22 protein-coding genes are annotated in these 26,115 nt (G+C 37.5%); 8 read left to right on the plus strand and 14 right to left on the minus strand.

The window, feature by feature from the left end; all coding sequences use genetic code 11:
- Nucleotides 1-60: 60 nt before the first annotated feature.
- Both CNR22_22660 and CNR22_22665 read right to left on the minus strand, forming a co-directional pair.
- Complete coding sequence (locus CNR22_22660) at nt 61-1,191, minus strand: hypothetical protein (protein ID PBQ34460.1); 1,131 nt, start codon at nt 1,189-1,191, stop codon at nt 61-63.
- A gap of 56 nt (nt 1,192-1,247) precedes the next feature.
- The gene (locus CNR22_22665) at nt 1,248-2,243 is read right to left on the minus strand and encodes a hypothetical protein (GenBank protein ID PBQ34461.1); all 996 of its coding nucleotides are present in this window, start codon (nt 2,241-2,243) and stop codon (nt 1,248-1,250) included.
- A 127-nt stretch (nt 2,244-2,370) separates the two neighbouring features.
- Between CNR22_22665 and CNR22_22670 the strand changes: the two genes are divergently transcribed.
- From CNR22_22670 to lysA, 3 genes are all read left to right on the plus strand, one after another.
- Nucleotides 2,371-3,201 (plus strand): 4-(cytidine 5'-diphospho)-2-C-methyl-D-erythritol kinase, encoded by an 831-nt coding sequence (locus tag CNR22_22670; GenBank protein PBQ34462.1) that lies wholly within the window; start codon nt 2,371-2,373, stop codon nt 3,199-3,201.
- A 166-nt stretch (nt 3,202-3,367) separates the two neighbouring features.
- Nucleotides 3,368-4,687, plus strand: a complete 1,320-nt coding sequence (locus CNR22_22675) for an aspartate kinase (GenBank protein PBQ34463.1) — start codon at nt 3,368-3,370, stop codon at nt 4,685-4,687.
- 10 nt (nt 4,688-4,697) lie between these two features.
- A complete protein-coding gene (gene lysA, locus CNR22_22680) occupies nt 4,698-5,855 on the plus strand; it encodes a diaminopimelate decarboxylase (GenBank protein PBQ34464.1) in 1,158 nt (385 codons plus the stop codon).
- Here lysA and CNR22_22685 read toward each other — a convergent pair.
- Nucleotides 5,848-6,792, minus strand: coding sequence for a hypothetical protein (locus CNR22_22685; GenBank protein PBQ34465.1), 945 nt, complete (start codon nt 6,790-6,792; stop codon nt 5,848-5,850). The genes lysA and CNR22_22685 overlap by 8 nt on opposite strands.
- Before the next feature lie 120 nt (nt 6,793-6,912).
- On the opposite strand from CNR22_22685, the gene CNR22_22690 reads away from it, so the two are divergent.
- A complete protein-coding gene (locus tag CNR22_22690) occupies nt 6,913-7,374 on the plus strand; it encodes a hypothetical protein (GenBank protein PBQ34466.1) in 462 nt (153 codons plus the stop codon).
- A 263-nt stretch (nt 7,375-7,637) separates the two neighbouring features.
- The gene (locus CNR22_22695) at nt 7,638-8,231 is read left to right on the plus strand and encodes a hypothetical protein (GenBank protein ID PBQ34467.1); all 594 of its coding nucleotides are present in this window, start codon (nt 7,638-7,640) and stop codon (nt 8,229-8,231) included.
- A gap of 246 nt (nt 8,232-8,477) precedes the next feature.
- On the opposite strand, the gene CNR22_22700 is transcribed toward CNR22_22695, so the two are convergent.
- The 10 genes from CNR22_22700 to CNR22_22745 all read right to left on the minus strand — a co-directional run bounded on the left by CNR22_22700 (nt 8,478) and on the right by CNR22_22745 (nt 20,290).
- A complete protein-coding gene (locus CNR22_22700) occupies nt 8,478-9,617 on the minus strand; it encodes a hypothetical protein (protein ID PBQ34468.1) in 1,140 nt (379 codons plus the stop codon).
- 4 nt (nt 9,618-9,621) lie between these two features.
- Nucleotides 9,622-11,166, minus strand: coding sequence for a hypothetical protein (locus tag CNR22_22705; protein ID PBQ34469.1), 1,545 nt, complete (start codon nt 11,164-11,166; stop codon nt 9,622-9,624).
- 5 nt (nt 11,167-11,171) lie between these two features.
- Entirely contained in the window at nt 11,172-11,723 is a 552-nt protein-coding gene (locus tag CNR22_22710; protein ID PBQ34470.1) for an RNA polymerase subunit sigma-70, read from the minus strand.
- A gap of 170 nt (nt 11,724-11,893) precedes the next feature.
- On the minus strand, nt 11,894-12,946 hold the full coding sequence (locus CNR22_22715; protein PBQ34471.1) for a hypothetical protein: 1,053 nt from the start codon (nt 12,944-12,946) through the stop codon (nt 11,894-11,896).
- Between the two features lie 173 nt (nt 12,947-13,119).
- A complete protein-coding gene (locus tag CNR22_22720) occupies nt 13,120-13,965 on the minus strand; it encodes an acetyl-CoA carboxylase carboxyl transferase subunit beta (protein ID PBQ34472.1) in 846 nt (281 codons plus the stop codon).
- Nucleotides 13,966-14,057: 92 nt separating this feature from the next.
- Nucleotides 14,058-15,113, minus strand: coding sequence for a fructose-bisphosphate aldolase (locus tag CNR22_22725; protein PBQ34473.1), 1,056 nt, complete (start codon nt 15,111-15,113; stop codon nt 14,058-14,060).
- Nucleotides 15,114-15,202: 89 nt separating this feature from the next.
- On the minus strand, nt 15,203-15,583 hold the full coding sequence (locus CNR22_22730) for a nuclear pore complex subunit (GenBank protein PBQ34474.1): 381 nt from the start codon (nt 15,581-15,583) through the stop codon (nt 15,203-15,205).
- Nucleotides 15,584-15,594: 11 nt separating this feature from the next.
- The gene (locus CNR22_22735) at nt 15,595-16,143 is read right to left on the minus strand and encodes a hypothetical protein (protein ID PBQ34475.1); all 549 of its coding nucleotides are present in this window, start codon (nt 16,141-16,143) and stop codon (nt 15,595-15,597) included.
- Between the two features lie 35 nt (nt 16,144-16,178).
- Complete coding sequence (locus CNR22_22740) at nt 16,179-17,021, minus strand: hypothetical protein (protein PBQ34476.1); 843 nt, start codon at nt 17,019-17,021, stop codon at nt 16,179-16,181.
- Between the two features lie 59 nt (nt 17,022-17,080).
- A complete protein-coding gene (locus CNR22_22745) occupies nt 17,081-20,290 on the minus strand; it encodes a hypothetical protein (protein PBQ34477.1) in 3,210 nt (1,069 codons plus the stop codon).
- Between the two features lie 157 nt (nt 20,291-20,447).
- On the opposite strand from CNR22_22745, the gene CNR22_22750 reads away from it, so the two are divergent.
- Nucleotides 20,448-21,626: a hypothetical protein gene (locus CNR22_22750; protein ID PBQ34478.1), complete on the plus strand. Its 1,179-nt coding sequence runs from the start codon at nt 20,448-20,450 to the stop codon at nt 21,624-21,626.
- Here the strand turns inward: CNR22_22750 and sppA are convergent.
- The gene (gene sppA, locus CNR22_22755) at nt 21,619-23,385 is read right to left on the minus strand and encodes a signal peptide peptidase SppA (protein ID PBQ34479.1); all 1,767 of its coding nucleotides are present in this window, start codon (nt 23,383-23,385) and stop codon (nt 21,619-21,621) included. The genes CNR22_22750 and sppA overlap by 8 nt on opposite strands.
- A gap of 166 nt (nt 23,386-23,551) precedes the next feature.
- Here sppA and folK point away from each other — a divergent pair, with 166 nt between their 5' ends.
- A complete protein-coding gene (gene folK / locus CNR22_22760; protein PBQ34480.1) occupies nt 23,552-24,043 on the plus strand; it encodes a 2-amino-4-hydroxy-6-hydroxymethyldihydropteridine diphosphokinase in 492 nt (163 codons plus the stop codon).
- A gap of 74 nt (nt 24,044-24,117) precedes the next feature.
- Complete coding sequence (locus tag CNR22_22765) at nt 24,118-26,115, plus strand: hypothetical protein (protein PBQ34481.1); 1,998 nt, start codon at nt 24,118-24,120, stop codon at nt 26,113-26,115.

Raw genomic sequence — 26,115 nt, forward strand, 5'->3', positions numbered from 1 at the left:
TCCATAAAAAAAAGGCTGCTCTTTAAAGAACAGCCTTTTTAAAAAAGTATTAAAGTTTATTTATTTCATAAAGTTAACACGGTAAGAAATTCCTTTGATAAGAACTTCTCCCACATTATCGCATGCCGCTTGCAATTGAGGTTGCCCTTCATTGCCATAATAAATTTGACGAGGATAAAAATTTTGAGCTGGTGTTCCAATAGAAAAGGATGCAACACCCGCTTTAAATGGATGATGTTCGTCGCCACGCTGCGTTACAGATCCTGTAGGAGTAAATGCTACACCAGATACTTGATCAGGTGAACACTGAAAATCTCTTACTAATGGAGTCTCAGGATGAATTGACATCGAGAAAGGAACATTTGCAACAATAGAAGGTGTTGCTTCAGCATTAATTTGAGGCACTTTACCTTTAACATCTCCATCATATTTTAATACAGCTAAAGACCATTGAACAGCTGCTTGTTTGCTAACTGCAAAAACTTTTGGATCGCTTGTATTAGCTAGAGTTTTATGTAACTCTCCTTCCCACTCCATATTTTTATTAGGATCTGAAGGGTGAGTAAATTTTAAGTGACCAGCAAATCTCCATGTTAAATTTGTAGTGCCCGTACTGTAGTTAGGACTTGAAAGTGTATTATACATGTAGGCAGGAACAGTATCTAAACCGTAGTTATTAACTTCCCAGCCATTAATGAAATAGCTTTTGAAGATAATTCTACCTTGCCATTCGTAGTTACGTGAATATCTAACATTCTTATTATTTTTTGGAGTTTTTTGAGGCACATACATGAAAATAGATCCGTCACGAACATTTCCATCTAAACACTTTGTAGTATTAAAACCTATAACTAACTGATCGTGTTCTGTAAGAACTCCGTTTACAGGAATCATAATGGCTTGTGTATCTCTAACCGCAGTAACGGTTTGACTGGTACCAGGATATTGACTGTAAAATGTTTTACCATCATAATTGTTTTCTGCGAGATAACTACACATCATGTCAATGTCAGTAACAACATAGTTCATCCAGGAAGCATAAACAGCGCTTTCTGTCTCAACATCTGCTTCAGGTTCTACATTTTTTTTCGGATTACAACCAAGTACAAAAGCGGTTGTTAAAGCTAAAGCTGAAAACCCTAGGGTAATTCTTTTCATCGTCATATATTTTTTAGAAATATTTGTTTGCAATTTAGTACTATTATTTTAATCTAACAAAAAATGTTAGGGAATTTATTATCAGTTCCTTATTGAAAATTCACACTGTAAGAATTCCCTTTAATTAACACTTCTCCAGAGTTGTCACACTGAGCCGGTAAACCAGGATTACCCTCATTTCCGTAATAAATCTGGCGTGGATATTTGTCACCTGTTTTAAAAGTAGCCACACCACTTTTTACCGGATGAAATTCTTTGTTCCATGTTCTAAAAGGCTGAACCGATTCTACCCCACCAATAACATCCGCGAAACAAGAAAAATCTCTCACAAGTGGTTTTTCAGAATTAATTTCAAGTGTATACGGAACGTCTGTAGAAGTTAATCCGGTAACAGATCCGCGGTACTCGACTACTCCTTTCGACCAGTTAATTGGCTGTTGAGTTGATGTATGAAATACAGAATTGTCCGTTGAGTTTTTTAATGTTTTGATCAACTTACCCTCCCACAGAATATTTTTTGAAGCATCGGTAGGATGTTCTAACAATAAACTTCCTTCAATACGCCAGCTGAGCGTGGTTTTTGAAGGATCGTAAGAAGGTTTTGTCAAGTTATTATAGATCTGAAATGTTTTACCTGCGGGTATGCTAACGGCCCAGCCGTTTACGTAATAATGATCTAAAATCACATTTCCACGAAATTCATAATCCCGGTAATATTTGGCGTTAGGATTCGTATGTGGATTGTACATAAAAATAGTGCCGTCTCTTAATACACCATCTCTGCACTTACCACTGTTGTATCCCACAGTCACCTGGTCTGTAACTAAATTTCGGTCCACATCAATACCAACCGGATTTTCTCCCGGCGCAAGATTGTAAAAATCCGGATCAAGATCTGCTTCGGCCACAAAGGCGCAGATCATATCTATATCTGTAGCGACAAAATTTGCAAAAGAGACATCAACCGAGCTTTGTACTTCGGAGTCTGCCACCGGTGCCGCCGGGTGCCTGGCTTTCGGACACGCCATTAAAAAGGGAGCAAGGGCAATGGTTAACAGGCCTAATTTAATTTGGGTAGATTTCATAGTTGGTAAGATTAAAGGTTGTAAGTTGACTTCATCAAGGATTGTACCAAAACTTGTTAAAAATAAATTGGAAAGAAAAACACTAAATAAAAATTAAATGGTGAACTTTAAACTCTTTACTAATGAAATGCTTGTTTTTCCAAATTGCAAAATAAATCTCGGTTTACATGTTGTGAACAAACGTACTGATGGTTTTCATAATATTGAAACTGTTTTTTATCCTGTGAGTTGGTGTGATGGGCTTGAAGTACTCGAAAACAAAGAGTCACAGGAAGGATTTATCTTTACTGAAAGTGGCATTCCAATTGCCGGTGATCCTTCACAAAATCTGATCTACAAAGCCTGGGAAATCATTAAAACAGAAAAAAAACTACCGGCGCTAAAAGTTCACTTACATAAAAATATTCCCATGGGTGCGGGTCTTGGCGGGGGAAGTTCGGACGCGGCCTACTTTATTAATTTACTGAACGATCAATGCGATTTGAATTATACGGAGGAAGAAAAAACAGGCATTGCTTCGCAACTCGGCAGCGACTGCGCCTTCTTTATCAAGAATACGCCTCTTTTTGCAAAAGGCAAGGGAAATGAATTTTCTGAAATAAAAGTAGACCTCTCGGAGTATTTTATTTTTTTGGTGTACCCAAATGTTCACAGTAATACTAAGGAAGCCTACGATGGACTGATACCAAAACATCCGGATAATGATCTGGGTACTATTTTAGCCTCTCCTTTAAAAGAATGGAAGGAAAAACTCGTAAATGATTTTGAAGGTTCGATCTTTAAAAAATATCCTGAGGTAAAAGTCTTAAAAGAAAGCATGTATGCCGCTGGAGCGCTCTATGCCAGTATGAGTGGCAGTGGGAGCGCTGTATTTGGCATTTTCGAAAAAGAACCCATCATCCATTTTCCAGAGCACTTTAGTACTTATTTACAAAAACCTTTAAAGAAAATTTTGTAAGTCCTGAAAATATTTTTTTCTTTGCGCACCTGAATGTTCGGTTCTTCTCAAATAAAGACTAAGTATAAATGCCTCTAAGGCATTATAATTCTATTTTAGAGCTACGGTCTCTAAACCCATTCAAATTTTTCTTATTAATCAGTATTAAAAATCAATTCAACAGAATATGTTTCTTGTATTAAAATTTGGTGGCACAAGTGTTGGTTCAGCGCAACGCATGAAAGACCTTGTTAGCCTTACCGTTAACGACACTCCTAAAATAGTGGTGTTAAGTGCTATGAGCGGCACTACAAATGCTCTTGTAGAAATTTGTGATGCTTTGTACGCTAAAGACTTGAGTAAAGCTACCTCACTGATTGCAACCCTCAAAGCCAAGTATCAAAAAGAAATTTCTGAGCTCTATAAAAAACCAGGAAGTAGTGAGAAAGCGCAGCAACTAATAACAAATCATTTTAATCATGTCGAGTCCTTCACCCTGGATATGTTTACGGCAAACGAAGAAAAGGCCATTCTTGCACAAGGTGAATTGTTAAGCACTGCCATGTATCACTATTATCTGGAGGAAATTGGTGTAGCTTCTGCCCTGCTCCCAGCCCTGAATTTCATGAAGATTGATGCCAATGATGAACCCGATATGGCGTACATCGAAAAATTCATTTTAGAAGAAATAAAAAAATTCCCTGGTCAGAAATTATTTATTACGCAGGGTTATATCTGTCGTAATGTTTTTGGAGAGATCGATAATTTAAAACGTGGAGGTAGTGATTACACTGCATCTATTATTGGTGCTGCGATTAGAAGTCCTGAGGTACAAATATGGACAGATATTGACGGTATGCATAACAACGATCCGCGTATTGTTGATAAAACACGTCCAATACAGGAACTTAGTTTTGACGAAGCCGCAGAGCTTGCGTACTTCGGAGCAAAAATTTTGCACCCTACCTGCATCTTACCCGCTAAAAAAAGAAATATCCCGGTGCGCTTAAAAAACACCATGCAGCCTGAAGCCGTTGGTACACTAATTGCCAATATTTCCACAAGCGAGGGAATAAAAGCAGTAGCAGCAAAAGATGGTATTACGGCCATTACCATTAAGAGTGACCGCATGCTTTTAGCCCACGGTTTTTTAAGAGCAGTCTTCGAAATTTTTGAGCGTTACAAAACGCCCATAGATATGATTTGTACCAGTGAAGTAGCCGTTTCTCTTACGATCGACAACAACAAATATCTGGCTGATATTACCAAAGAATTAAAAGAAATAGCACAGGTTGAAATCGATGAAAATCAAACCATCATTTGTATTGTAGGGCAATTGCCCAAGGATAAATCGGGTTACGCGTACAGAGTTCTTGAATCTATTAAAGACATTCCTTTGCGTATGGTTTCTTATGGTGGTAGCTCCAATAATATTTCTGTTTTGGTAAATGGAAACTTAAAAAAAGATGCCCTTCAGGCTTTAAACAACGGATTATTCAATTACTAAAGACTTAAACATGTTTTCTAAAAATCTTACAGACCATTTCAATTCCCTTGAAACGCCTTTTTACTATTACGATACAGACTTACTTCAAAAGACACTGGAAGCCATAAAAAAGGCTGCGCCTGAAGACTATCATATTCACTACGCGCTAAAGGCTAATGCTCACCCCACACTTCTAGAACCTATCAGAAATGCAGGTTTCGGTGCTGATTGTGTAAGTGGCAATGAAGTAAAACGGGCTATTGAATCAGGATTTGATCCTAAAAAAATTGTCTTTGCCGGTGTTGGAAAAAGTGACAAGGAAATAAATTATGCGCTCGATCATGCTATCTATTGTTTTAATGTGGAGAGTGTGCACGAACTACAGATTTTAAACGAGCTTTCGAAAAAGAAAAATGTAAAAGCCAATATCGCGCTACGCATTAACCCCAATGTAGATGCCCATACACATAAGTATATCACTACCGGATTAGAAGAAAATAAATTTGGCATTAATCCTTACGAATTTGAATCGGTTTTAGCTGAGCTTAAAAAACTGGAGAACATTCATTTTATTGGGCTGCATTTTCACATTGGTTCACAGATCCAGGATATGACACCGTTTAAAAATCTTTGCCTTCGCGTAAATGAAATAAATAAATGGTTTATCCAGAAAGGATTTTCGCCGGCGATTATTAATTTGGGTGGCGGGCTTGGAATAAATTACCAGGAACCTGAAACACATGCCATCGTTGACTTTAACACTTATTTCAGCGTATTCAAGCAATTTCTTGAATTACTCCCACATCAAGAAATACATTTTGAGTTAGGCCGTTGCATTATAGCTCAGTGTGGAAGTTTGATCAGCCGTGTGCTCTATATTAAAAATGGCATCAATACAAATTTTGCAATTTTAGATGCCGGCATGACGGAATTAATTCGTCCTGCCCTCTACCAGGCTTATCACAAAATTGAAAATATAAGTAAAGCGAATTCTGCTGCTGATAAAAAATACGACGTAGTGGGTCCTATTTGCGAAAGCAGTGATTGTTTTGGAAAAGCAGTTGTTTTACCGGAAACGCAACGTGGCGATTTAATAGCTATAAGAAGTGCCGGGGCGTACGGAGAAGTAATGAGTAATCATTACAACCTCAGAGATGCGGTACAATCCTTTTTTGATACAGCTAGTTAAGAATATCGAATAGATGAATGTCTGTTACTGAAACTTTTAATGCACCTCTTTTTGTAACTTCTGGAGTTAAGGGCTTAAATTTTGCGTTTTCCACAAGGTCTTGAACTTTGTAAGAATTTCTCGAATTTACAGTTTGAGAATAGGTATCGTTAATGGCTTTTATCAGAATAATAAACTCAGCATCTCTTGTTTCCAAATCCATTTTAGACAGTCCGTAAAGCGGACTGTCTTCAGTTATATGATGCACTATGGTCCAACTCATAGCCATAAAATTTACACGACTGATCTCAAGTTTTAGAGCCACGAATTCTCTTTTATTCAGTTCAGGGTGAATGTATGTAAAGGTTATAGCTGCTTCTGTTTCGATGAGTTCATATTGTTTTTTATTAGTGATTCGCAGCATTAATGCGGTGGAATCTTTATAGGGGGATATTAAAACATTCTTGCTGTACAAAACATGTGCTTTAGGCCTGGAAAATCTTCCATAAAGCACGCCGGTGGCAAGGGCGAAACTAAGTAACCCTAGCAAAGACTCTACCGCCGCTGCAATACTGGCTCCGTTACCAATTGGATAAATGTGGCCGTAGCCCAGTGTGGTAATAGTTTGCGCACTAAAGAAAAACAGTCCCATAAATTTTTGAAACTCCGAGGCTGCGTCAACGTCAAGTCCACCAAAGTGGGAGGCTCCTACCCAATAATAAATGCCTGCAAAAATTAAGTTGATTACAATGTAACTCGATATGATAATCATGATCAATTTAAACAACGATGCAGAGATCAACGAATGGTAAATATCTGTATTGTTGATCCAGCCAAGGCCAATCCTTTTTACATTCACGCCTCCATCTTTATTCAGGAAACGAACGGGTTTTTTATAATTTTTTGTCCCAAAGCCAAGTTCTAACTCGTCTTTAGGTTTATTTTTTAAAATTGCCATTAATGTAAATTTACTGAGTAATTTTGATAAACTAAGCCTGCATAAATATAGCTTTCTCTTACAATGTTCAAATATACATTTTGCACTTTTTTAAATTTGATTATTTCTTCTAAGGGTAGAATGATTTTTTTTACCGCTTTACTTTTCCTGCCTTCACTTTATCCGGCTCAAAATTTTAGCGGTACTTATAAAATAGACCAGCTGTTAAAACGCATAGATAATCCAGACACTTTTTATGTGGTAAATTTTTGGGCGACCTGGTGTAAACCTTGTGTAGAGGAACTTCCGGCATTTGATTCTTTACAGACATTAAAAAATAAGTCTCTTAAAATACTCCTTGTAAGCCTTGACTTTAGCGAAGAGCTCGATAAAAAAGTAAAACCTTTTCTTAAAAAACACAAGATACAGTCGGAGTGCGTTTTGCTGGACGAGGTAAATGGGAATGATTTTATTAATAAAATTTCAGCTTCCTGGAGCGGGGCTATACCTGCAACACTCTTTAAAAAAGGAAATGAGAAAGATTTTGTGGAAGCAAAACTAAAGCTTTCGCAATTGCAATCACATATTAAGGAACTTGAGTAACTCTGGATTTCTGGCATTTGCAAACTCTGTTCGGGGTATGCAGTGCTAAGACGGATCAGGCTCAGAAGGAGTGGTTTAAATTCACCAGCTTTATACCAGCTCCCTGGTTCCTTGCGCAATACTCCCTACTTACCCCGTACATATCCCGTCTTTTAGTACGAAACACATCCGTTCACTCAGCTTCCCATACACCTTCCCTCAGAGGTCAAGGCACTCTTACTCATTCGTCAAATTTTTCATTCAATTTCCAGCTATCTTTGTATATGGCATTTCAGGTCGGTGATATAAAACTCTCAGGTACTGTAAATGGTATTTCTTTCTACAAAAGCGTCTTTGGCTGGCTGGTCAGGGCCAAGGGAGGGCCAAGTCGCAAACAATTCAAAACCTCACCGGTATTTGTCCGATCAAGAGAGAACAGCGAGGAATTCACAGCTTGTGCACGGGCTGCTGCTGCTCTGCGCCGCCTGGTAATTGTACACACTGCTCATAAAGACAAAAGCCTTTACCACCGACTCATGAAGTTGATGCGCCTGCTCGCAGATAACGATCAGGTCTCTCTTCGTGGAAAGCGCGATCCAATGAAGGGCATGCAGACAATCGAAGCCCAGGCACTTTTAAAGGAATTCAAAATAAGCGAAAATCTTTGCCTGTATGATCTTCTGCTCATAAAAGGGCTGATTAAAAAATCTCATGATGAAGTGAAGGCATGCAAGACACCTGCTATCCCGTCAGCAGTTATTAAACGAAGACGAACCAAAAAGCTATCGCCTTTTTATCCTCTTCACAAAGCTCTGCCGCCACATTTATCTTTAAGTCAGAGCCAGAAACAAATACAGGTTAACACCGCTTTCGGTTAAAGGCGCAGATAGAAAGCTATTTATAGGTTTAGCACCTGCAATCAAACTTTATTTTCTTCCCCACAGCTTTTGAGCATGATCTCATGATCCGTCACGACTCACTATATAGGCGCTGTTAAAAAAAAATCCCTCCTGCAACTAATCAGAAGGGATACTTGGTTAAACCAGTTAACCGAGGACACAACTATGACCCTTTTGAGTCAACTAACTGGGTGCTTATACGCAACAGTTTTAAAAAGGTTCGCCTTATTTGTAGGAAACAGCAACTTTTGCGTTACCATCTTTAAGGTTAATTTCTGTTGTACCATTTTTTACAATACAATTAAACTTCACTTTTAAACTTTTGGTGTGCTCACCCTTCTCATTCAGGTTGTATTCTGCAACTTCTGTTATATCGAAGTTGCTTGACTGGGGTTGAATGAGGTTTTTAGAACTATAAACTTTACCGTTTGGATCAGTCACTAAAATTGTAACAGAAGATGGTATACGGGTATTTATTATAGGAGAAAATTCAGTTCGGAAATTTGCATCACAAACAGAACCATTTGTAGCATGAATCTGGTAACGGTATATGCAGGAATCACCTGTAGATAAATCTGTAAGATTTAGTGTTACAAGATTAGTAGTATTAAATACAAATAATTTTTCTGGAGAGGGTCTTGTATCTATTCCGCCATTTGAGAAACTCCATGTTGACTGAAGATTTTTAAACATCGCATCTACCGGTAGATAAAAAAACTGGTATTTAAATTCGTTTGAACTGATTTTTGTTGCTGTTATACCGGTTTGAAGTTTGTTACCTATTCTGAAAACATTCGTTAAACTCTGAGTGCAGGTACCACTAGCATCATCATAATTTAGAGTTACCGAATAGGTTTTACCAACATCTAATGTTGCCGAATAAGTAGCATGTAGGGTTCCACTGCCAATGCGCGTTGTAGTGTTAGTTCCATCTGTACAGGACCATTTATATGCAGCTGAACTATTTATTTTAGCTGCTTTAAATGTTAGAACCTGAGTGGTACCATCAATAATTAAATCATTATACAGAAGTTTTCCCTTTACCAAAGTGCTATCCACTTTCATTGGATTATACACTGTAGTTTCTTGTGTTTCGTTAAAAAGAATGGTGACCTGGTAACCAGAACTATTTTGTCTGGCGAGGTTTGCCTTGTAAACATACACATGATCTGAATCCTGAAAATAGCTGGAGGTATTCATATAATAGTCGTCATCGCCTGCTGCTATATTAAAAGGCTGACCGTCCATTGTACAGTTCACGTAAAAATGCGGATCGTTTATTTCAGGTTCCGGCAAATCCTTTTGTTTTTTGCAGGAAGCAACAAACAAAAGAAAAAGTACCGAAAGGCTAATAATTTTTTTCATCTTTTTATTTATCAAAAATCGCATAAGTTAAGCCAACACGAATGCCCATGGGGACTTCGCTTGTTTTAACCTGATCAGTATTCTTAAACATATCGCTTACCCCGTAGTTAAATTCCAGATTTAAACCAACCCGTTTTACTAACTGGGTTTTGTAATTGGCAGTTAACATGATGTTCATTGTGTTTGTACCTTTATAGATCCCTTTGGTTTGTGTATCTGAAGGCCCAACAGTTCTAACCTCATTATCTAAAGTATAATATTTAGAAACAGTATTGGTTGCTCCGATAAGGTAAGCGGCATTCACACCAAGGCCTATACTGTTTTTACGATTGATCATGTAATTAAATTTCAAAGGAACGGCTAAATAATATAATTCGTTACTGGTAACACGTGTATAAATAAGGTTAGAACCGAAACCATATTCTTTAGCGGCTACTAAATAAAACGGTTGTTTAATATTAGCAATATTGTAGGCTTGCAGACCAATACTCACATTAAATTTATTCGACAAATAACGTCCGTAATTAAGTCCTGCATACCAGTTCATTCCATCTCCATCCTTACCTTTTGCAGCGTTCCAGCCCAAAAGATAATTTGCTCCGAATTCAATATCCAGGTAATGGGTTTTAGCATTTTTCTTTTTGTAGTACTCATCATCATATCTGTTAAGATAGACAAAGGGGCCGGAATTTATCTCCTGGTCACTCACTTCAAAAGGCAGAGTTGAATATACCGCACTCAGCTGATCTGCATTCACCACTTGATTTAAGTCAGAAGCTGAAGGGGCTGCGGAAGCTGGTATAACATAGGAGTTATCTGCTTCGGATCTGCTATTCTCAGAAGTAATTTCTGGGAGCTCAGTGCTGGCAGATTTATTCGAAGCTTCAAAATTAGTAGCTTCCTTCGCATTGGCGGGTTCAACAGCCATTATATTTTCAGAACGTTCAGCTAATTTTTCTTGTCTTTCACCATTTTGATTCTCTGCTTTTGATTTTTCTTCTTTAGAAGTAGTTGTAGAGAGAGGTAAATTACTTTCTTTTATTTTTAAAGCAGTCTCTTGATTTGTAGAAGTGTTCTTTTCTTTCGAAATAGCAGCCATGTGGGTCTTTTCAGCAGCACTTTTCACTACAACCGCTTTAGTTATCTCGCTGGTATTTTGTGAGGCGTTATTGGCTATTGTATTAGTAGATTCATCATTTTGTTTTTTATCGTCAAGTGAAGTCGTCTTTAGTTTTGAAGAACTTACGGTGATTTTATTTTCGTTGTTACTTGTAGCGATATCTGCTTTTGCAACAACCGCAAGTTCTTTTGCGGTTTGAGTAGTTCCTTTAACGGAGTCGAAATAATTATAGGTCATAAGACCGGCTGTACCTATAGCAAGCACCAACACTACAGGAAGGTATAACTGTTTTATTTTTAAAGCACGGGTGGTATTACGTTCTGCATCTAACAAAGCACTGGTTTTTTCCCAATTGCTCTCATCAAACGGGTAACTCTCCCCTTCCGCCTTTCGTCTAATTATACTATCAAATTCTTCTTCGAAACTCATCTTTCTTATATTCTGGTTAATACACTATTTTCTATATATTCTTTTAATTTTTGTCGGGCGGCATTCAAATGCCATTTAGATGTACCCACACTAATACTCAATAACTCACCAATCTCCTTGTGCGAATATCCGTCGATGGCAAAAAGGTTAAACACTTTTTTTGTTGCTTCCGGTAATAAATTGATTTGCGTGAGAAGTTGATTATAGTTGATACGGCTCAGAGCTTCATTAACATCTGAAAAGTCGGCACTGTCATAATATTCTTCCACGTAGGTAACTTTCTCTCTCTCCCTTTTATTTTTGCGGTACTCATCAATTAAAGTGTTTACCATAACCCTGCGAATCCAGGCCTTAAAAGGAATCTCGGGCTTGTAGGTGCCCAAATTTTTTAAAATTTTGAGGAAACCCATGTTTAATGATTCTGAAGCGGTATCCTTATCTTTAGAATAACGCATACAAATACTCATTAAATAACTATAGGTCACTTTATACAATTCATACTCAGCCTTGCGGTCCTGCTTAATGCACAATGCAATCAGTTGAGGCTGAATATTCATAATTAATAACGGTCTTAATAACTTATACGAATAAAGATAAGCAAAAGTTGGGTAAATAAATATATCTACCTTGCTGAAATTCAGTTTTTTAACTAAATCTGTTTAATCTTCAGAAATTTAAAGGCAAAGAAAGGTCAACAGAAAATGCGTAAACTTTATTATAGAATTAACTATTCTTTCAAAAACTTCTTCACTTCATTTATAATTTTAACAAAGTAGAACCCCTGCGGTAGCGCGGTGACATCAAGTTGATTGGCGTTTTTAAAATTCATAACCTCTTTTCCTGTAAGGTCGTAGATTTTTATCTCCGAAATGTTATTCTCCAACTCAATGTTCAGGATGTCAGCAACCGGATTGGGGAAGATTTTCAGCCGATTAAATTTATTGTATTCATTTAATCCTACCAGGTTTTCACAGGCATTCGCCCAAACATTTTCAGTAATTGTTTTTGTACTCACGCATCCGTTCGGACCAGTTCCCTGAATTTGAAAGCTGTACGTAATGCTACCTGTGGTTGTTATTACAGGACTCATATAGTTATTGCCGGTGTTTGTGTTATTCCAGGTATAAGTGTTGGCTCCCTGAGCAGTGAGCTGAATAGCCTGATTTACACAAAGAGAGGCCTGGTCGGCGCCTGCGGTTAAGTTTGGAGATGGGTTTACATTTAAAGCAACAGAAGCAGTATTTGGACAACCACCACTACTCGTTCCTTTTACGCTGTAGGTTGACGTAGCTCCCGGACTAACAGCAATGCTCGCTGTTGTAGCGTTGGTATTCCACACATAGGTGCTTGCGCCGCTTACAGTTATAGTAGCGGTTTGTCCTGAACAAATAACTGTATTACTTGTGGCTAATGACAGAGTTGGTTGTGGTAAACTGTTTATTTGGAGAGTCTGACTTGTAATGCAGCCACTGGTATTATCCATTACCTGTAAAGTCCAGACTCCGGCGGTATAGGCAATAGAAGATGCTGTGTATTCAGGGATTGTAACACCTGGCTGACCGGGAGCCAAAATTGTAAAGGAAACCGGGCCTCCCGCCATGGGAAATGTAGCTGCGTTTTGAATATTCATTTGAGTACCGCAAAAGCCATTTACTGCTAATGTAACACTACTCGTAGCAACTTGAAACGTTGGAGAATTACTCGCATCGCATTGGGCCTTTAATTTAGCTGCAATTAAAAATGCTACTAAGAAAACAACAAGTTTGATGGGTGTGATCATGGGAGATTTTTTTAGGGTTAGCAAAATGGGGTTCGGTTAATTAACCATTAAGTGGGTTAATTATATGGCACTTCCATTTCCAATTGAACAATTACAGTGCCAGAATATTATAGCATAAAAAAAACCACGATGTAGTATGCATCGTGGTTGATTATATCTTTAAAAAAAAATAGTTAGTTCTTGAACATTCTAAGCAATTGTCCCAACTTTTCTTTCAGCTCGGTACGAGGAATGATCTTATCTAAGAACCCGTGTTCTAAAACAAATTCAGCTGTTTGAAACCCTTTCGGAAGATCTTTACCAATCGTTTCTTTTACAACACGCGGACCAGCAAATCCGATTAAAGAAGCAGGTTCAGCAATGTTTAAATCGCCTAACATGGCGTAACTTGCGGTAACGCCGCCCGTTGTTGGATCGGTTAATAAAGAAATGTACGGAATTTTATGTTGAGCCAACTGGCTCAATTTAGCCGAGGTTTTAGCCATCTGCATCAAAGAGAAAGCAGCCTCCATCATACGGGCCCCTCCACTTTTCGAAATAATTAATAAGGGTGTTTTAGTCTGGATACAAAAATCAATGGCTCTTGAAATTTTTTCTCCAACCACACTTCCCATACTCCCACCGATAAAACTAAAGTCCATACAACAGATCACAAGATCATATCCATTTACTTTGCCATAAGCGCTGCGGAGAGCATCTTTCAGATTTGTTTTGCGAATGGTATCCGTTAAACGATCGGTGTATTTTTTAGTGTCAGTAAAATCGAGAGGATCACCACTCACAAGATTTTCGTGTAATTCGGTAAATTGGTTGTTATCGAAAATAACCTCGAAATATTCTTTACTTCCAATTTTTTCGTGGTATCCACATTCTGAACAAACGTATTTATTCGCGGTGTGATCCTGAACAGTATGAATTTTTTTGCAGGAAGGACATTTGTACCACAATCCTTCTGGTGTTTCTTTCTTCTCTTTTGTAGAAGTTGTGATACCTTCCTTTAATCTTTTAAACCAACCCATTTTAAATTTCCAGTTATTAGTTTTTGGTTCTTAGTTTTTTATTTTTCCGGTTCATTAAAAATCAACGAGAAAAAATTACTATTCAATTGTGCTTATGCGATGGTAATAGTTTTATCCAAATACACATCCTGAATAGCGTTTAATAATGCAACACCCTCTTGTACCGGTTTTTGAAATGCTTTTCTACCGCTGATCAATCCTTGTCCACCTGCACGTTTATTAATTACAGCAGTTGTAACTGCTTCTGCAAGATCGCTTGCGCCTTTGCTTTCTCCACCACTGTTGATCAAGCCCATACGCCCCATGTAACAATTTGCTACCTGGTAACGTGCCAGGTCAATAGGATGATCTGTAGTTAATTCAGAATATACCTTTGCATGCGTTTTACCAAAGTTAACAGCAGTGTATCCACCATTTTTATCGGATAGTTTTTGTTTAATAATGTCAGCCTGGATAGTAACCCCTAAATGATTCGCCTGTGAAGACAAGTCGGCCGCTGTGTGATAATCTACACCATCTTTTTTGAAAGCATTGTTACGGGTATAGCACCATAAAACCGTAGCCATACCTAATTCATGTGCACGTTCGAAGGCCTGCGCTACTTCAACGATCTGACGTCCTGATTCAGGAGATCCAAAATAGATAGTTGCACCCACTGCCACAGCTCCCATGTTCCAGGCCTCTTCAACAGAACCAAACATAATCTGATCGAATTTGTTAGGGTACGAAATAAATTCGTTATGATTAATTTTTACAATAAACGGAATTTTGTGAGCGTATTTTCTGGCTACTGATCCTAGAACGCCATAAGTAGATGCTACAGCATTGCAACCGCCTTCAATTGCTAATTTGATAATATTTTCACTGTCAAAATATCTTGGATTTGGAGCAAAACTTGCCCCTGCACTATGCTCAATACCTTGATCAACCGGTAAAATACTCATGTACCCTGTACCAGAAAGGCGCCCGGTATTGTATAACTGACTAAGACTTCTTAAAACTTGTGGATTGCGGTTTGATGGCGCAAACGTTCTGTCTATAAAGTCATTTCCCGGTAAATGGATCAGATCTTTTGATATGGTTTTGCAAGTATGATTTAATAGAGAGTCGGCATTTGCGCCTAATAATTCTGAAATTTTGGATGACATATTTTTGCTTTTAAAAGGGAGACAAATATAATAAAAAAACCCCGTCCACACTCAAAAGGGGACAGGGTTTTATAGTGATTTATTAAAAATTATTCGTTAACCATAATCATTTTAAAAGGCACATTAATAATTGCCTGATAATCTTCACCTGCCTCTAACATATCCTCATCATCTTCTTCGTAGTGCCAGTTAATAGTAACTGCACTTCCACCTTTATTAATTCCTTCAAGTTTCTTGAAAACATCAAGAATACATTTTGAAGAAGAAGTATTAAAATATTCTAACTGAACATTTACAGTGGTAGCAGGCTTTGCAGCGCTTGCATACTTATCCAGTGCATCTACTAAAGGTTTATAAAATTCAATAGAATTTTCTGGAATTGAACGCCCTTTTACTTCAAGTACCCCACCATTCAAGTCAAAGTTTATGCTTGGTGTTTTCGGTGTGCCTTCAATAGAATATTTTTCCATAATTGTAATTTTTAATTTTGTTGATTTGATACTTTTATATTAAGTGTAAAGAAAGAAACTTTATTGTCAATTTCCAAAAAATTGTAATCTAATTTTTCACCGGTTTTTCTGGCGATATCTATCATTCCTAAACCTCCGCCGCCTTTCATCGACATTTCTCCGTTATTTAAAATACGCTTGTAATATTCTTTTAGTTCTTCTTTATTGAGGCCATTTACTTCATCCAATCTGGCTCTTAAACCATTGATGTTTTCGTTTAAAATGTAGTTGCCGGTAATGATCGAATATTTATTGTCAATTTTACCAATGGTAAAAATTGCTGACCTGATTTTTTCTGAATCAACTTCTGTAATTTCATCGAGGTGATGATATAAATTTTGCAGGCATTCTACTAAAACATTGTAAACCTTTTTTTTCATTTTAGGTTCTTCCTGCATATTATCCATTTTATTCTCCATTATTTGAAGAATAGACGTCAATAAGTCGGATGTAATTTCTCCTTTAAATGAAAGCAAAATATTATTTCGCTCCATTTTATCGTATATATCGAAAACGTCCACTATGGAATAATTTGTTTTAATTTGCTGTAAATATATTATTTTAATTTAAATGCTACAGTATTTTCTTTAACGGTAAAAGTTGCTTCATCATCACAAGTGCCATTTCCAAAGTCTATTGTTCTTGTCTTAAAGCCTTCGGGAGTCAGCTCCATTAGGCCTTTATCAATATACCGGCATGTTTTATGTTTTAACAGGCTTTCTTGTTGTGAAACACTTGTTGAAAAGTTTGTGCCCTGACGGTTTGTGCCGAAAGCATCGCCAAACACGTGAATTACTGCACCGTCGGCGTTGGAATCGCCGTTTGGATAGATTACAAAAGTTCTGTTGAAGGAGTACTTAATAGTCGCCGTGCCGCTGGTACAACGTCCATTGATTAATGTAACATTGAAAGAGGGTGAAGATGTATTCATTTCCAAAGTCGTTAGAACCAGGCTATCGCAGGTGTAACTGATATTTTCAGATGTGTAGTTAACAAGTTTAACAATGATTTTTGAATCCTTTTTTACCTTTCCGTTTAAACGGATAGTGAGTTTTCCTGTTCTCGTTTTACCGTCGGGCATTATCATTCCGCATGTTGTGCCTGATGTGTTAAGTGAATAAACCACGTTTGGCGAGAAAGTACTGGTATCGCCACTTACATAAGAAAGTGTATCGCAGGTAAAAACGGTAGGGGTTGTAGCGGCTCCTGTGCCATTTGTGGCCTGGAGACTTTGATAAATTGCCGGCACGATGCTCAGAAATTCCTGGTCGATAATGGCGTAATCTACAACAGACTGCGTTTCGTTATCCACTTCCTGATTTTCCTTTTTACTGCAATTTGTAAATAGTACCGTACATAATCCTGCTAAAACCAGGGAGATTTGAAATGTTTTTGTCATCAAAGTCACTTTATAGCACTGTGGGTAAAGGCTGTTGTGGGCAAATATAAGGATTTAAATTAAATCTCAATGCCCACAATAAGAACGTCATCTACCTGTTCGTGGTTCAAACGCCAGTCTTCGAAATGTTTTTGAAGTTCAGATCTTTGTTCTTCAGCACTTTTTAAATGGATGCTGGCTAATAATTCGTGGAAACGTTTTACCATAAATTTTTTGCCTTTTTCTCCACCAAACTGATCGGCGTAGCCATCAGAAAACATATAAGCCATGGAAGCTTTTGCGGCGCTGACCGGATGCGTGGTAAAAGTTCTATTAACGTCGTACTGTGCTCCTCCAATAGGATATTTATTTCCATCCAGTTTTGAAAGTTCACCGTCTTTATTAACCATCACTAAGGGACGGTTAGCTCCGGCCCACTTGATTTCGTTGGATTTCTCGCTGATGGTAATAATGGACACGTCCATTCCGTCATTGGTACTAATTTCGTTGTGCCCCTGGCGGAGTGCTTCCTGAACGCCTTTGTGAAGGTTGTTCAATATTTCTCCGGGTTCTGTAACCCCTCTCTCTAAAACAATCTGGCGAAGAAGGTTATGTCCGATCATACTCATAAATGCTCCGGGAACTCCATGACCTGTGCAATCCACTACAGCGAATATTTTAATGCCGTTTTCTTCAGCGAACCAATAAAAGTCGCCACTTACAATATCCTTGGGCTGATAAAGGATAAATACTTTTTTGAGCTTTTTATAAATTGTTTCTTTGGAAGGAAGAATAGCCTCCTGGATACGCTTAGCATAAGTTATACTACCCATAATATCGCGGTTCTTTTCTTCGAGTTCTTTAGTACGTTCGGCCACTTTATTTTCGAGTACCTTATTCTTAAGTTTGATTGCGCGGGTTCTATATTGTGTATAGAAGTATATTAGTGCAATGCCAAGGATACTAATAATGGCGTAGAAGGCTTTTGTTTTCCAGAAAGGAGGTACAACGGTGATACGAATTTCAAAAGCTTTATCATTCCAGGTACCGTCGTTGTTGGATGCTTTTACTTTAAAGGTGTACTCTCCACCCGGAAGTTCTGTGTAAGACACATAACGCACGGTAGTGGGTGCTGACCACTCTTTATCATACCCTTCGAGTTTATATTTGAATTTATTTTTACCGGGATCACTGTAATCCATGGCCACCAACTCAAACTGAAAATAATTATCGTGCCAATCGAGATTTAATTGTTTGGTGTAGGTAATCAGGGAATCCATAACAACATCATTGCCCCCTCTTTTGTAGCCTATTACATAGGCTTCCGGGGCATGCAAATTGTCTTTTATAGAAGAGGGCCTGAAAGCATTAAATCCCTTAGCTCCACCAAAATACATCATCCCCGACTCTGAAACAAAGGCTGCTCCGCTATTGTATTCTGTGTTAACCAGACCGTCTTTAATACTGTAATTTTTAAACGTAATTTCTTTTTCAGATTGCAGGGGATTAAACCTGATCAAGCCTGCGTTTGAACTCATCCAAAAATTATCCACACTATCTTTTAAGATGGAATACAAATAAGTATTTGCCAATCCATCTTTAGAATAAAAATTATAAAAGGTATTGTTGTTTAATAGTTTACTTAATCCTGTAGAAGTCGCGGCCCAAATGTTTCCAGCTTTGTCTTCATTGATTCCAAGTACCAGATTCGAAGCGATTTCTCCAGCTTTGCCTTTGTTTGAAAAGGTATTTAATACTTTTAATTTTCCATTTTTATCAAAGCCTTCTAATTTGATAAGGCCTTTTTCAGAAGACCCTAACCAAACATGTCCTTTAGAATCTTTAAAAATTGTATTTATGCTGATTGCCGGTAATCCATCTTTTTCTTTAAAGCTTGTAACTTCAAAACTAGTTAAATCTACTTTATATAAACCATCAGAAACCGTTCCGGCATAAATTGCACCATTATCAATTTTTAAACTTACAACAGTGCCGCCAACATCATCGCTTAAAAAATTCTGAGACTTATTAGAAGTAATGTCGTAGCGAATTAAGCCATTGCCCCATGTGCCCAACCAATAAACATTTGCAGATTCTTTTGCAATGCTTAAGATGGTATAATCCGGTATTCCCTTAGTATGGGGGATATTTGTACCCGTTTCAAGATTTAACTGATGAAAGGTTTTTACGCCACCCAACATTACGGATCCTGCTTTATCTTCTGCAAATGCGTAAATATTACTAAAGTCGGTTTCGTAATTGTAAGTGGAGTTTGGAAATTTCTGAGAACGGAAAAAAGAAATATTTACTCCGCCAAGATCGGTTCCAATCCAGAAATTATTTTCGCGGTCACTAAAAATGCAATTGATGGGATTAGAATTTAAAGACAGAGGGCCTTCTTGTTTTGTGTAGTAATCAACTTTCTCATTAAGAAGATTATAAACCAGAACTCCCCAGGCCGTAGCAGCAAAGATTTTATTATCGCGAATAACGAAATCTTTGATATAATTGGAAGCTTCGTTTGGTTTGGTAAAAGAAATTTTTGATTCAATTTCGAACTGACCATCGACTTTATAAATACCAAAACCGTAAGTGCCGACATAAAGTTTGCCGCCGTAACTATCAATGTGTGTGATAGATTCAAGGTTAGTAACGTTTACTTCCAAATAATCCGGCACGATAAAATTAATTCTGTCAATTTTAGTATTCGTATTGTTAAGTCTCCACAAACCTTTGCCCATAGTTCCGACATAGAGAAGGCCACCCACATTTTCAACGCATGTAACATTGGTATTTTCACTTGTCAGAAATTTTTGCTTAACTTTTTTAGTTATGAAATCAAGCAGGAATAACCCTTTTTCGGTACCGATAAGAGCAGCTGTTTCATCTACTTTATAGATGACGTTAATGCGAGCGTTTAAATGGCCATCGATTTTGTCAAGCAAAGTAAATTTTTCAGTAGTAGGATCAAAAAGATTTAAGCCTTCGCGGGTGCCAACCAAAATAATATTTGGTCTTACTGATTTTAAAGCGGTAACATCTGAACACGAGAGTGAGCCGGGATTTGAAGGATCGTTTTTAAAAACTTTAATCTGGTAGCCGTCGTATTTATTTAAACCATCCTGGGTTCCAAACCACATAAAACCGAGGTCGTCCTGGATAATGGTTTTAACGAGGTTCGTACTCAATCCATCCTCGCTGGTGATGTGCTTAAATCTTAATTGCTGGGCAATAGAAGAATTAAGAAGAGTTAACAGCGTTACTAAAAAAACAGGTTTAAGCATCTTCATAACAGGACGACTAAGTTAATTATAATTTAAACATCACAAAAAAGTATATTTGTCGAAATAAAAAAGTTGAACGCTTTGATGTGTTTGGTCGCAGTAAAGTCACGGTTCGTCTAATTACAAGGTAAAAATTACAAAACTTAAATTAAAAATTTACAGGATGCCAAAAGTGCTTCGTATTATAAACCGTTTTAACCTGGGTGGTATCAGTTACAATGTATCTTATCTCAGTAAATTTTTACCGGCAAATTACGAAACACTTCTGATTGGAGGTCCGGAGGAAGAAGGGGAAGAAAGCTCTTTGTATATTCCCGAATCATTGGGATTAGAACCAAAAATTATCGAGGAATTGCGCCGAAGCATAAATCCTTTGGGCGATTATTTTGCCTACCGGAGAATTAAAAAAATCATTAAAGAATTTAAACCTGACATTGTACATACACATGCGAGCAAAGCCGGAGCCATTGGTCGTTTAGCCGCTTCGCACTGTAAAGTTCCTATCTTAATACATACCTTTCATGGTCACGTTTTTCATGGCTACTTTGGAAGTTTTAAAACAAGAATTTTTAAAAGTATTGAACGTTACCTGGCAAAAAAAAGTACTGCTATTGTAGCCATCAGCAATGCGCAGAAAAAAGAGCTGACTGAAATTCACGCGATTTGTGCCCCTGAAAAAATGCAGGTTATTCCTTTGGGATTTGATTTAAATCGTTTTAGGGAAAAGCAATCTGAAAAGAGAACTATTTTTCGTGAAAAATATCACTTAAACGAAGACGATATTGCTATAGGCATTATTGGGCGCCTTGCTCCTATCAAGAATCATTACTTATTTATTGACGCCATAGAACATCTTTCTAAAAACTCTCAACGAAAAATTGTGGCCTTTATAATAGGTGATGGAGAAACAAAACAAGAATTAATCGCTTATATCAAACAAAAACAACTCCCTTATTCGCTTCAAGCGGACGACAAGCAACTCTTTCAATTCACAAGTTGGATCAAGCAGGTGGATGGCGCTTTAGCCGGGCTAGACTTAGTTTGCCTGACTTCTAAAAACGAAGGTACTCCTGTGAGTCTGATCGAGGCCCAGGCAGCATCGAAATATATTATCACTACAAATGTGGGCGGCATACAAGACATTCTGCATCCCGATTGTGGGCTTTTATCAGAGGCAGACGATGCCAATGCTTACAAAAAAAATCTACTTTATGCCGTAGATAATTTTGAGGAAGTAAATAAAAAAGCGGGAATAGCGAGCGCGGAAGTTATCCGCAAATTCAGCTATACCCGCTTGTGTAAAGACATGGATGATCTTTACAAAAAATTACTTCCTAGTTAATTTCCAATTCGAAGGGAAGTCTTGCCTGAACGCCTTCTAATTTAATAACGTTTTGTAACTGTTTAAAGTACTTATAAACCGGACCAAGATTTGTTTTTATCATTTTGGTTTCCATTTCACTTTCTTTTTTTCCAAAGAAATCATCGAAAGGATTTTTTTGTTTTGGCAACTCAAGCACTTTATATTCTTTTACTTTTGCTTTTGAAGCGGCATACGCGATCGCATCATTTAAACCACCAAGTTCGTCTACCAATTTAATTTTAATTGCATCTGCCCCTGTCCATACCCTTCCCTGCCCTATGCTATCCACTTCAGCCTGCGTAATGCCGCGACCTTCAGCAACACGTTTTGTAAACGTATCGTAAACTCTTTCTACCGAACTCTGAATATAATCGTATTCTTTGCCTGACACCGCGCGAAGTCCTGTGCCCATATCGCTGTGTTTATTTGTATTTACAGTATCGATTGTTATACCTAATTTATTCTCCAGCATTTTATTCAGGTTAGGAATAATTCCAAATACACCAATAGATCCTGTTATAGTATTAGGTTGTGCAAAAATTCTATCAGCTGCGCAACTAATATAGTAGCCTCCACTTGCGGCAAGATTGCCCATGCTCACCACCATTGGTTTTACTTTTTTAGACAATAAAACTTCTCTCCATATCACGTCGCTTGCCAGTGCGCTTCCGCCCGGTGAATTTACTCTTAACACGATGGCTTTGATCTTATCATCGAGACGTGCTTCGCGGATGGCTTTTGCCAAGCGGTCGCTTCCAATCTCATCATCATTGCCATCGCCACTGCCAATATTACCATTGGCGTAGATCACAGCAATTTTATCCCCTTTTACTTTTGTTTCTGTTTTCTCTTCATATTTTTCAAAATCTAAAAACTTAAGCTTTTCAGTGTCTTTCATGTTGATTGTTTTCTTCAATGCAGAAACAACTTCGTCTTCGTAAGCTAACTGATCTATGAATTTACCAACAGCATCTTCCGGAAATTTAATTTCCAAAGTATTAGCCATCCTGTTTAATTCGTCTATGCTTATTTTACGGTCTTTTGAAATCGAGCTCAACATTGTATTCCAAATGCTGTTTAAAAAAATTTCCGACTGGTAACGGTTAGCCTGGCTCATTTTATCCAGCAAAAAAGGTTCTACAGCACTTTTAAATCTGCCGTGTCTGAACACCTGCATTTCAATATCTAATTTTTCGAAGCTATGTTTGAAGAACATGAGGCTTGCGCCTAATCCTTTCCAATCCATACTTCCCTGAGGATTTAAAAACACTTTAGTAGAAACAGATGCCAGGAAATACTCTTGTTGCGAATAACTTTCAGAATAGGCATAAATAAATTTTCCCGATTTTTTAAATGCTTCGAGGGCATTTCTTACTTCAAGTACTGTTGCAGAACCTGCGCGCATATTTTTTACGTATAAATAAATACCCTTAATGTTTTTATCAGACGCTGCTGCTTCAATTGTTTTGATCATGGTATTTAAGGCAAGACCTCCGCCTCCGCCAAACTCACTCATACCGCCAAAATCTTTAAAAGGATTTTGTTTTTCACGTTCTGCTATCTCGCCATCGAGCACAAGTTTTAAAATAGAGTTGGTCTTGGTTTCAGTTACTTCGTCTTTATCTTTAGAATCAGTAAAACTTGACTTAACTGCCGCTATGGTTATAAAAATGGCGAGAACTGTGGCAATCACAATCCCTAAAATTGATCCGAAAAATGCTCCGAAAAACTGTTTCATAATGTTGTTGTTTCTTAATTTGTAAAAAGTGTACCCCTTATCGCTGCAAGAAAAGGTTAGTTCATAGTTTATTCTTTATTAGTAATTATCAGCCATACGGGCTAATGTTTATATTTGTAACGGTTGTAAAATTAAAAATATAAATGATTGTTTTTGGAAAGATAGTATGAATGTGGTTTTTTTAGGTTTAGGCGGAAACATTGGCAACCGTATGGAAAATCTCGTGAATGCAAGAGAAGCCTTAAGTAAAAAATGCGGCACAATTGTTAAAGTTTCTGGCGTATATGAAACCGAAGCCTGGGGCTCGAATTCTAAAAACAATTATCTTAACCAGGTGGTGAAAATGGAAACTTCACTTACGGTTCAGGAATTACTTGAGAGAATTCTTAGTGTAGAATCAGAATTAGGACGCGTTCGCACGGAGAAACAAAACTCCGACAGAACGATGGATATAGATATACTCTTCTATAATTCAGAAATTATCAATCTTGATCATCTTCATATACCGCATCCACGCCTGCATTTGCGCAAATTCGTTTTAATTCCCTTATGTGATATTGAAGCCGACTATATTCATCCATTACTTAAAAAAACGCTGATAGAACTTTTGAAAAATTGCGAGGATAAGCTCAAAGTAAGTGCTGTAGGTTCCGTTTAAGCTTTTTTTACCCGGGTTTAAAAACTTCTATGCAAGCATAGCTTTTTTTTTTGAAAACTTGATAAAAGATAATTTTGGCCAAACAAGCTAAAACTTATACATTTAGCACATTCGTAATGAAAAAAATCTACTTATTACTTCTCACCGTTTGTTCTAGTTTAATTTCCAATAGTCAGATAACCCTGGTTGGACATACGCTGCTAAATAATTCAGCAGTAAAACAAGTGCAAATCAGTGTAAAAACTGAGGGAGTAATCACCAAGACTCTGAATACACAATCAAAATCGGATTTTAAACTAGAGCTCGACTACGGAAAGATATACGATATCTATTTTCAAAATCCCAGGAGTCCGGTAATGTACATGCGGGTGGTTGCGAATACGATTCCGGTAGAAAAGTACGAGTACAGGATGGGTTACGAGCTCAACATTCCTTTTGTATACAAGACAGATGAAGATGTAGATACCACTGTATTTAAAAACCCGTTCTTCCGGGTTATTTTTAATGGCAGTAAAAAAATGGTGGATGACACTGCCTACAACACCGCTTTTGCGAAAACGGTAATTGTAAAACCGTCAAAAAGAAATGATCCTGCAGTGGTGTCATCCGGTAATAACGACAGTGTTAAAATAACCCCTGTTAAGTCTGTTGAGGTGCAGGCAATTGTTGCCGGAAAAGTTATTCTTAATTGCAATCCACAATTAACGGTCAAAAACAAGCCCATTTCCCTTTACAATAAAAGCGGTGAACTGGTTAAATCAACTTATACCAATCGTTTCGGAGCTTTTTCTTTTTCGGGAATAGCAGCCATGGATGTCTCTAAAATTGTTATGGATATTAAGGATATTTCTGCTGATAATTCTTTATACCTGGTAACCTCTAAGAATGCCTCGGTGGCCATTTCGAAACCAATGGATGGATATTGTGAATGGAAAATTAAAACTACGGAACTTATAAAATTAGTAGACAATCACTTTACAAGTAATATTGGAGGAAAACTTATATCCTCTAAACCAAAGGAAAAAAAGTTCTATGCAAAAAAAGAAGTTTACCTTTTGAATGAATACAATACTATTATAAGAAAGACGACAACCAATTTATTCGGGACATTTGTATTTGAAGATATTCGTCCTGATCATCGTTATTTTATTGGTATTGACGCCAGCAATATTGCCGGTGAAAAAGTAGATCTTTTAAGCAAGGAAGATAATTTTATTGGGACGCTCGATAGCCTGGCTGGTGGGAAGCGCGGGTTGAAAATTATGAGTAATTATAATACTGCCTTCAACGACCTTTCGGTGGGTGACGATGAAATGAAAATGGACGTAAAGGCGACTATTTACGGTGACAATGTAAACACGCCCATTGGGAAGCTAAAAATCATTTTATTGAATGATAAATATGAGGTGATCGACAGTACTGTAACGGACGATTTTGGAACTTTTAAATTTAAGTACCTTCCCTTCTTAAAACGTTTTTATTTAAGTGCCGAAAATACCGACAACATTCTGGACGTATTTAAGGACATAATTATTTACAGCAACGACGATAACCTTATTAAAATAATGACCCATCAGAAAGGTTCCAAATTCTCTTACAAGCCCGTTAATGCAGAGCTATCGAGCATGCGTGACCTGGAACTGGAAGATCCTTGGCTGGAATTTGTGGATGCAAAAAAACCAGGAACCGGTCAAAAAAGAAGTTTAACCGAAGCACCAAAATCAATTGTAGAAAACATTTTGTTTGAAACCGGAAAATATAGTATTACACCGCAGTCAAAGGAAATTCTTGATAAAATTATCCTGGTTTTAAATAGCAACAAACAACTTAAACTGGAAGTGGGCGCTCATACGGATAGCAAAGGGAATGAGGCATCTAATTTGCAACTTAGCCGATTGCGGGCAAAAACAGTTCAGGATTATATTACAAAATCGGGAATTGATATAAAACGTATTATTTCAAAAGGCTATGGAGAAACAAAACTCCTTAACAATTGCAAAGATAACCAACCTTGCAGTGAGCTGGAACATGCACAAAACAGAAGAATAGAATTTAAAATACTTGGAGAATAA

Source organism: Sphingobacteriaceae bacterium (genome assembly GCA_002319075.1).
GTDB lineage: Bacteria > Bacteroidota > Bacteroidia > B-17B0 > Aurantibacillaceae > Aurantibacillus.

What these genes read in the sequence shown, in the direction of transcription:
- CNR22_22665 (PBQ34461.1), bottom strand. Translation starts at nt 2,243, where the DNA reads ATGAAATCTACCCAAATTAAATTAGGCCTGTTAACCATTGCCCTTGCT.
- CNR22_22670 (PBQ34462.1), top strand. Translation starts at nt 2,371, where the DNA reads ATGCTTGTTTTTCCAAATTGCAAAATAAATCTCGGTTTACATGTTGTG.
- CNR22_22675 (PBQ34463.1), top strand. Translation starts at nt 3,368, where the DNA reads ATGTTTCTTGTATTAAAATTTGGTGGCACAAGTGTTGGTTCAGCGCAA.
- lysA (PBQ34464.1), top strand. Translation starts at nt 4,698, where the DNA reads ATGTTTTCTAAAAATCTTACAGACCATTTCAATTCCCTTGAAACGCCT.
- CNR22_22685 (PBQ34465.1), bottom strand. Translation starts at nt 6,792, where the DNA reads ATGGCAATTTTAAAAAATAAACCTAAAGACGAGTTAGAACTTGGCTTT.
- CNR22_22690 (PBQ34466.1), top strand. Translation starts at nt 6,913, where the DNA reads ATGATTTTTTTTACCGCTTTACTTTTCCTGCCTTCACTTTATCCGGCT.
- CNR22_22695 (PBQ34467.1), top strand. Translation starts at nt 7,638, where the DNA reads ATGGCATTTCAGGTCGGTGATATAAAACTCTCAGGTACTGTAAATGGT.
- CNR22_22700 (PBQ34468.1), bottom strand. Translation starts at nt 9,617, where the DNA reads ATGAAAAAAATTATTAGCCTTTCGGTACTTTTTCTTTTGTTTGTTGCT.
- CNR22_22705 (PBQ34469.1), bottom strand. Translation starts at nt 11,166, where the DNA reads ATGAGTTTCGAAGAAGAATTTGATAGTATAATTAGACGAAAGGCGGAA.
- CNR22_22710 (PBQ34470.1), bottom strand. Translation starts at nt 11,723, where the DNA reads ATGAATATTCAGCCTCAACTGATTGCATTGTGCATTAAGCAGGACCGC.
- CNR22_22715 (PBQ34471.1), bottom strand. Translation starts at nt 12,946, where the DNA reads ATGATCACACCCATCAAACTTGTTGTTTTCTTAGTAGCATTTTTAATT.
- CNR22_22720 (PBQ34472.1), bottom strand. Translation starts at nt 13,965, where the DNA reads ATGGGTTGGTTTAAAAGATTAAAGGAAGGTATCACAACTTCTACAAAA.
- CNR22_22725 (PBQ34473.1), bottom strand. Translation starts at nt 15,113, where the DNA reads ATGTCATCCAAAATTTCAGAATTATTAGGCGCAAATGCCGACTCTCTA.
- CNR22_22730 (PBQ34474.1), bottom strand. Translation starts at nt 15,583, where the DNA reads ATGGAAAAATATTCTATTGAAGGCACACCGAAAACACCAAGCATAAAC.
- CNR22_22740 (PBQ34476.1), bottom strand. Translation starts at nt 17,021, where the DNA reads ATGACAAAAACATTTCAAATCTCCCTGGTTTTAGCAGGATTATGTACG.
- CNR22_22745 (PBQ34477.1), bottom strand. Translation starts at nt 20,290, where the DNA reads ATGAAGATGCTTAAACCTGTTTTTTTAGTAACGCTGTTAACTCTTCTT.
- CNR22_22750 (PBQ34478.1), top strand. Translation starts at nt 20,448, where the DNA reads ATGCCAAAAGTGCTTCGTATTATAAACCGTTTTAACCTGGGTGGTATC.
- sppA (PBQ34479.1), bottom strand. Translation starts at nt 23,385, where the DNA reads ATGAAACAGTTTTTCGGAGCATTTTTCGGATCAATTTTAGGGATTGTG.
- folK (PBQ34480.1), top strand. Translation starts at nt 23,552, where the DNA reads ATGAATGTGGTTTTTTTAGGTTTAGGCGGAAACATTGGCAACCGTATG.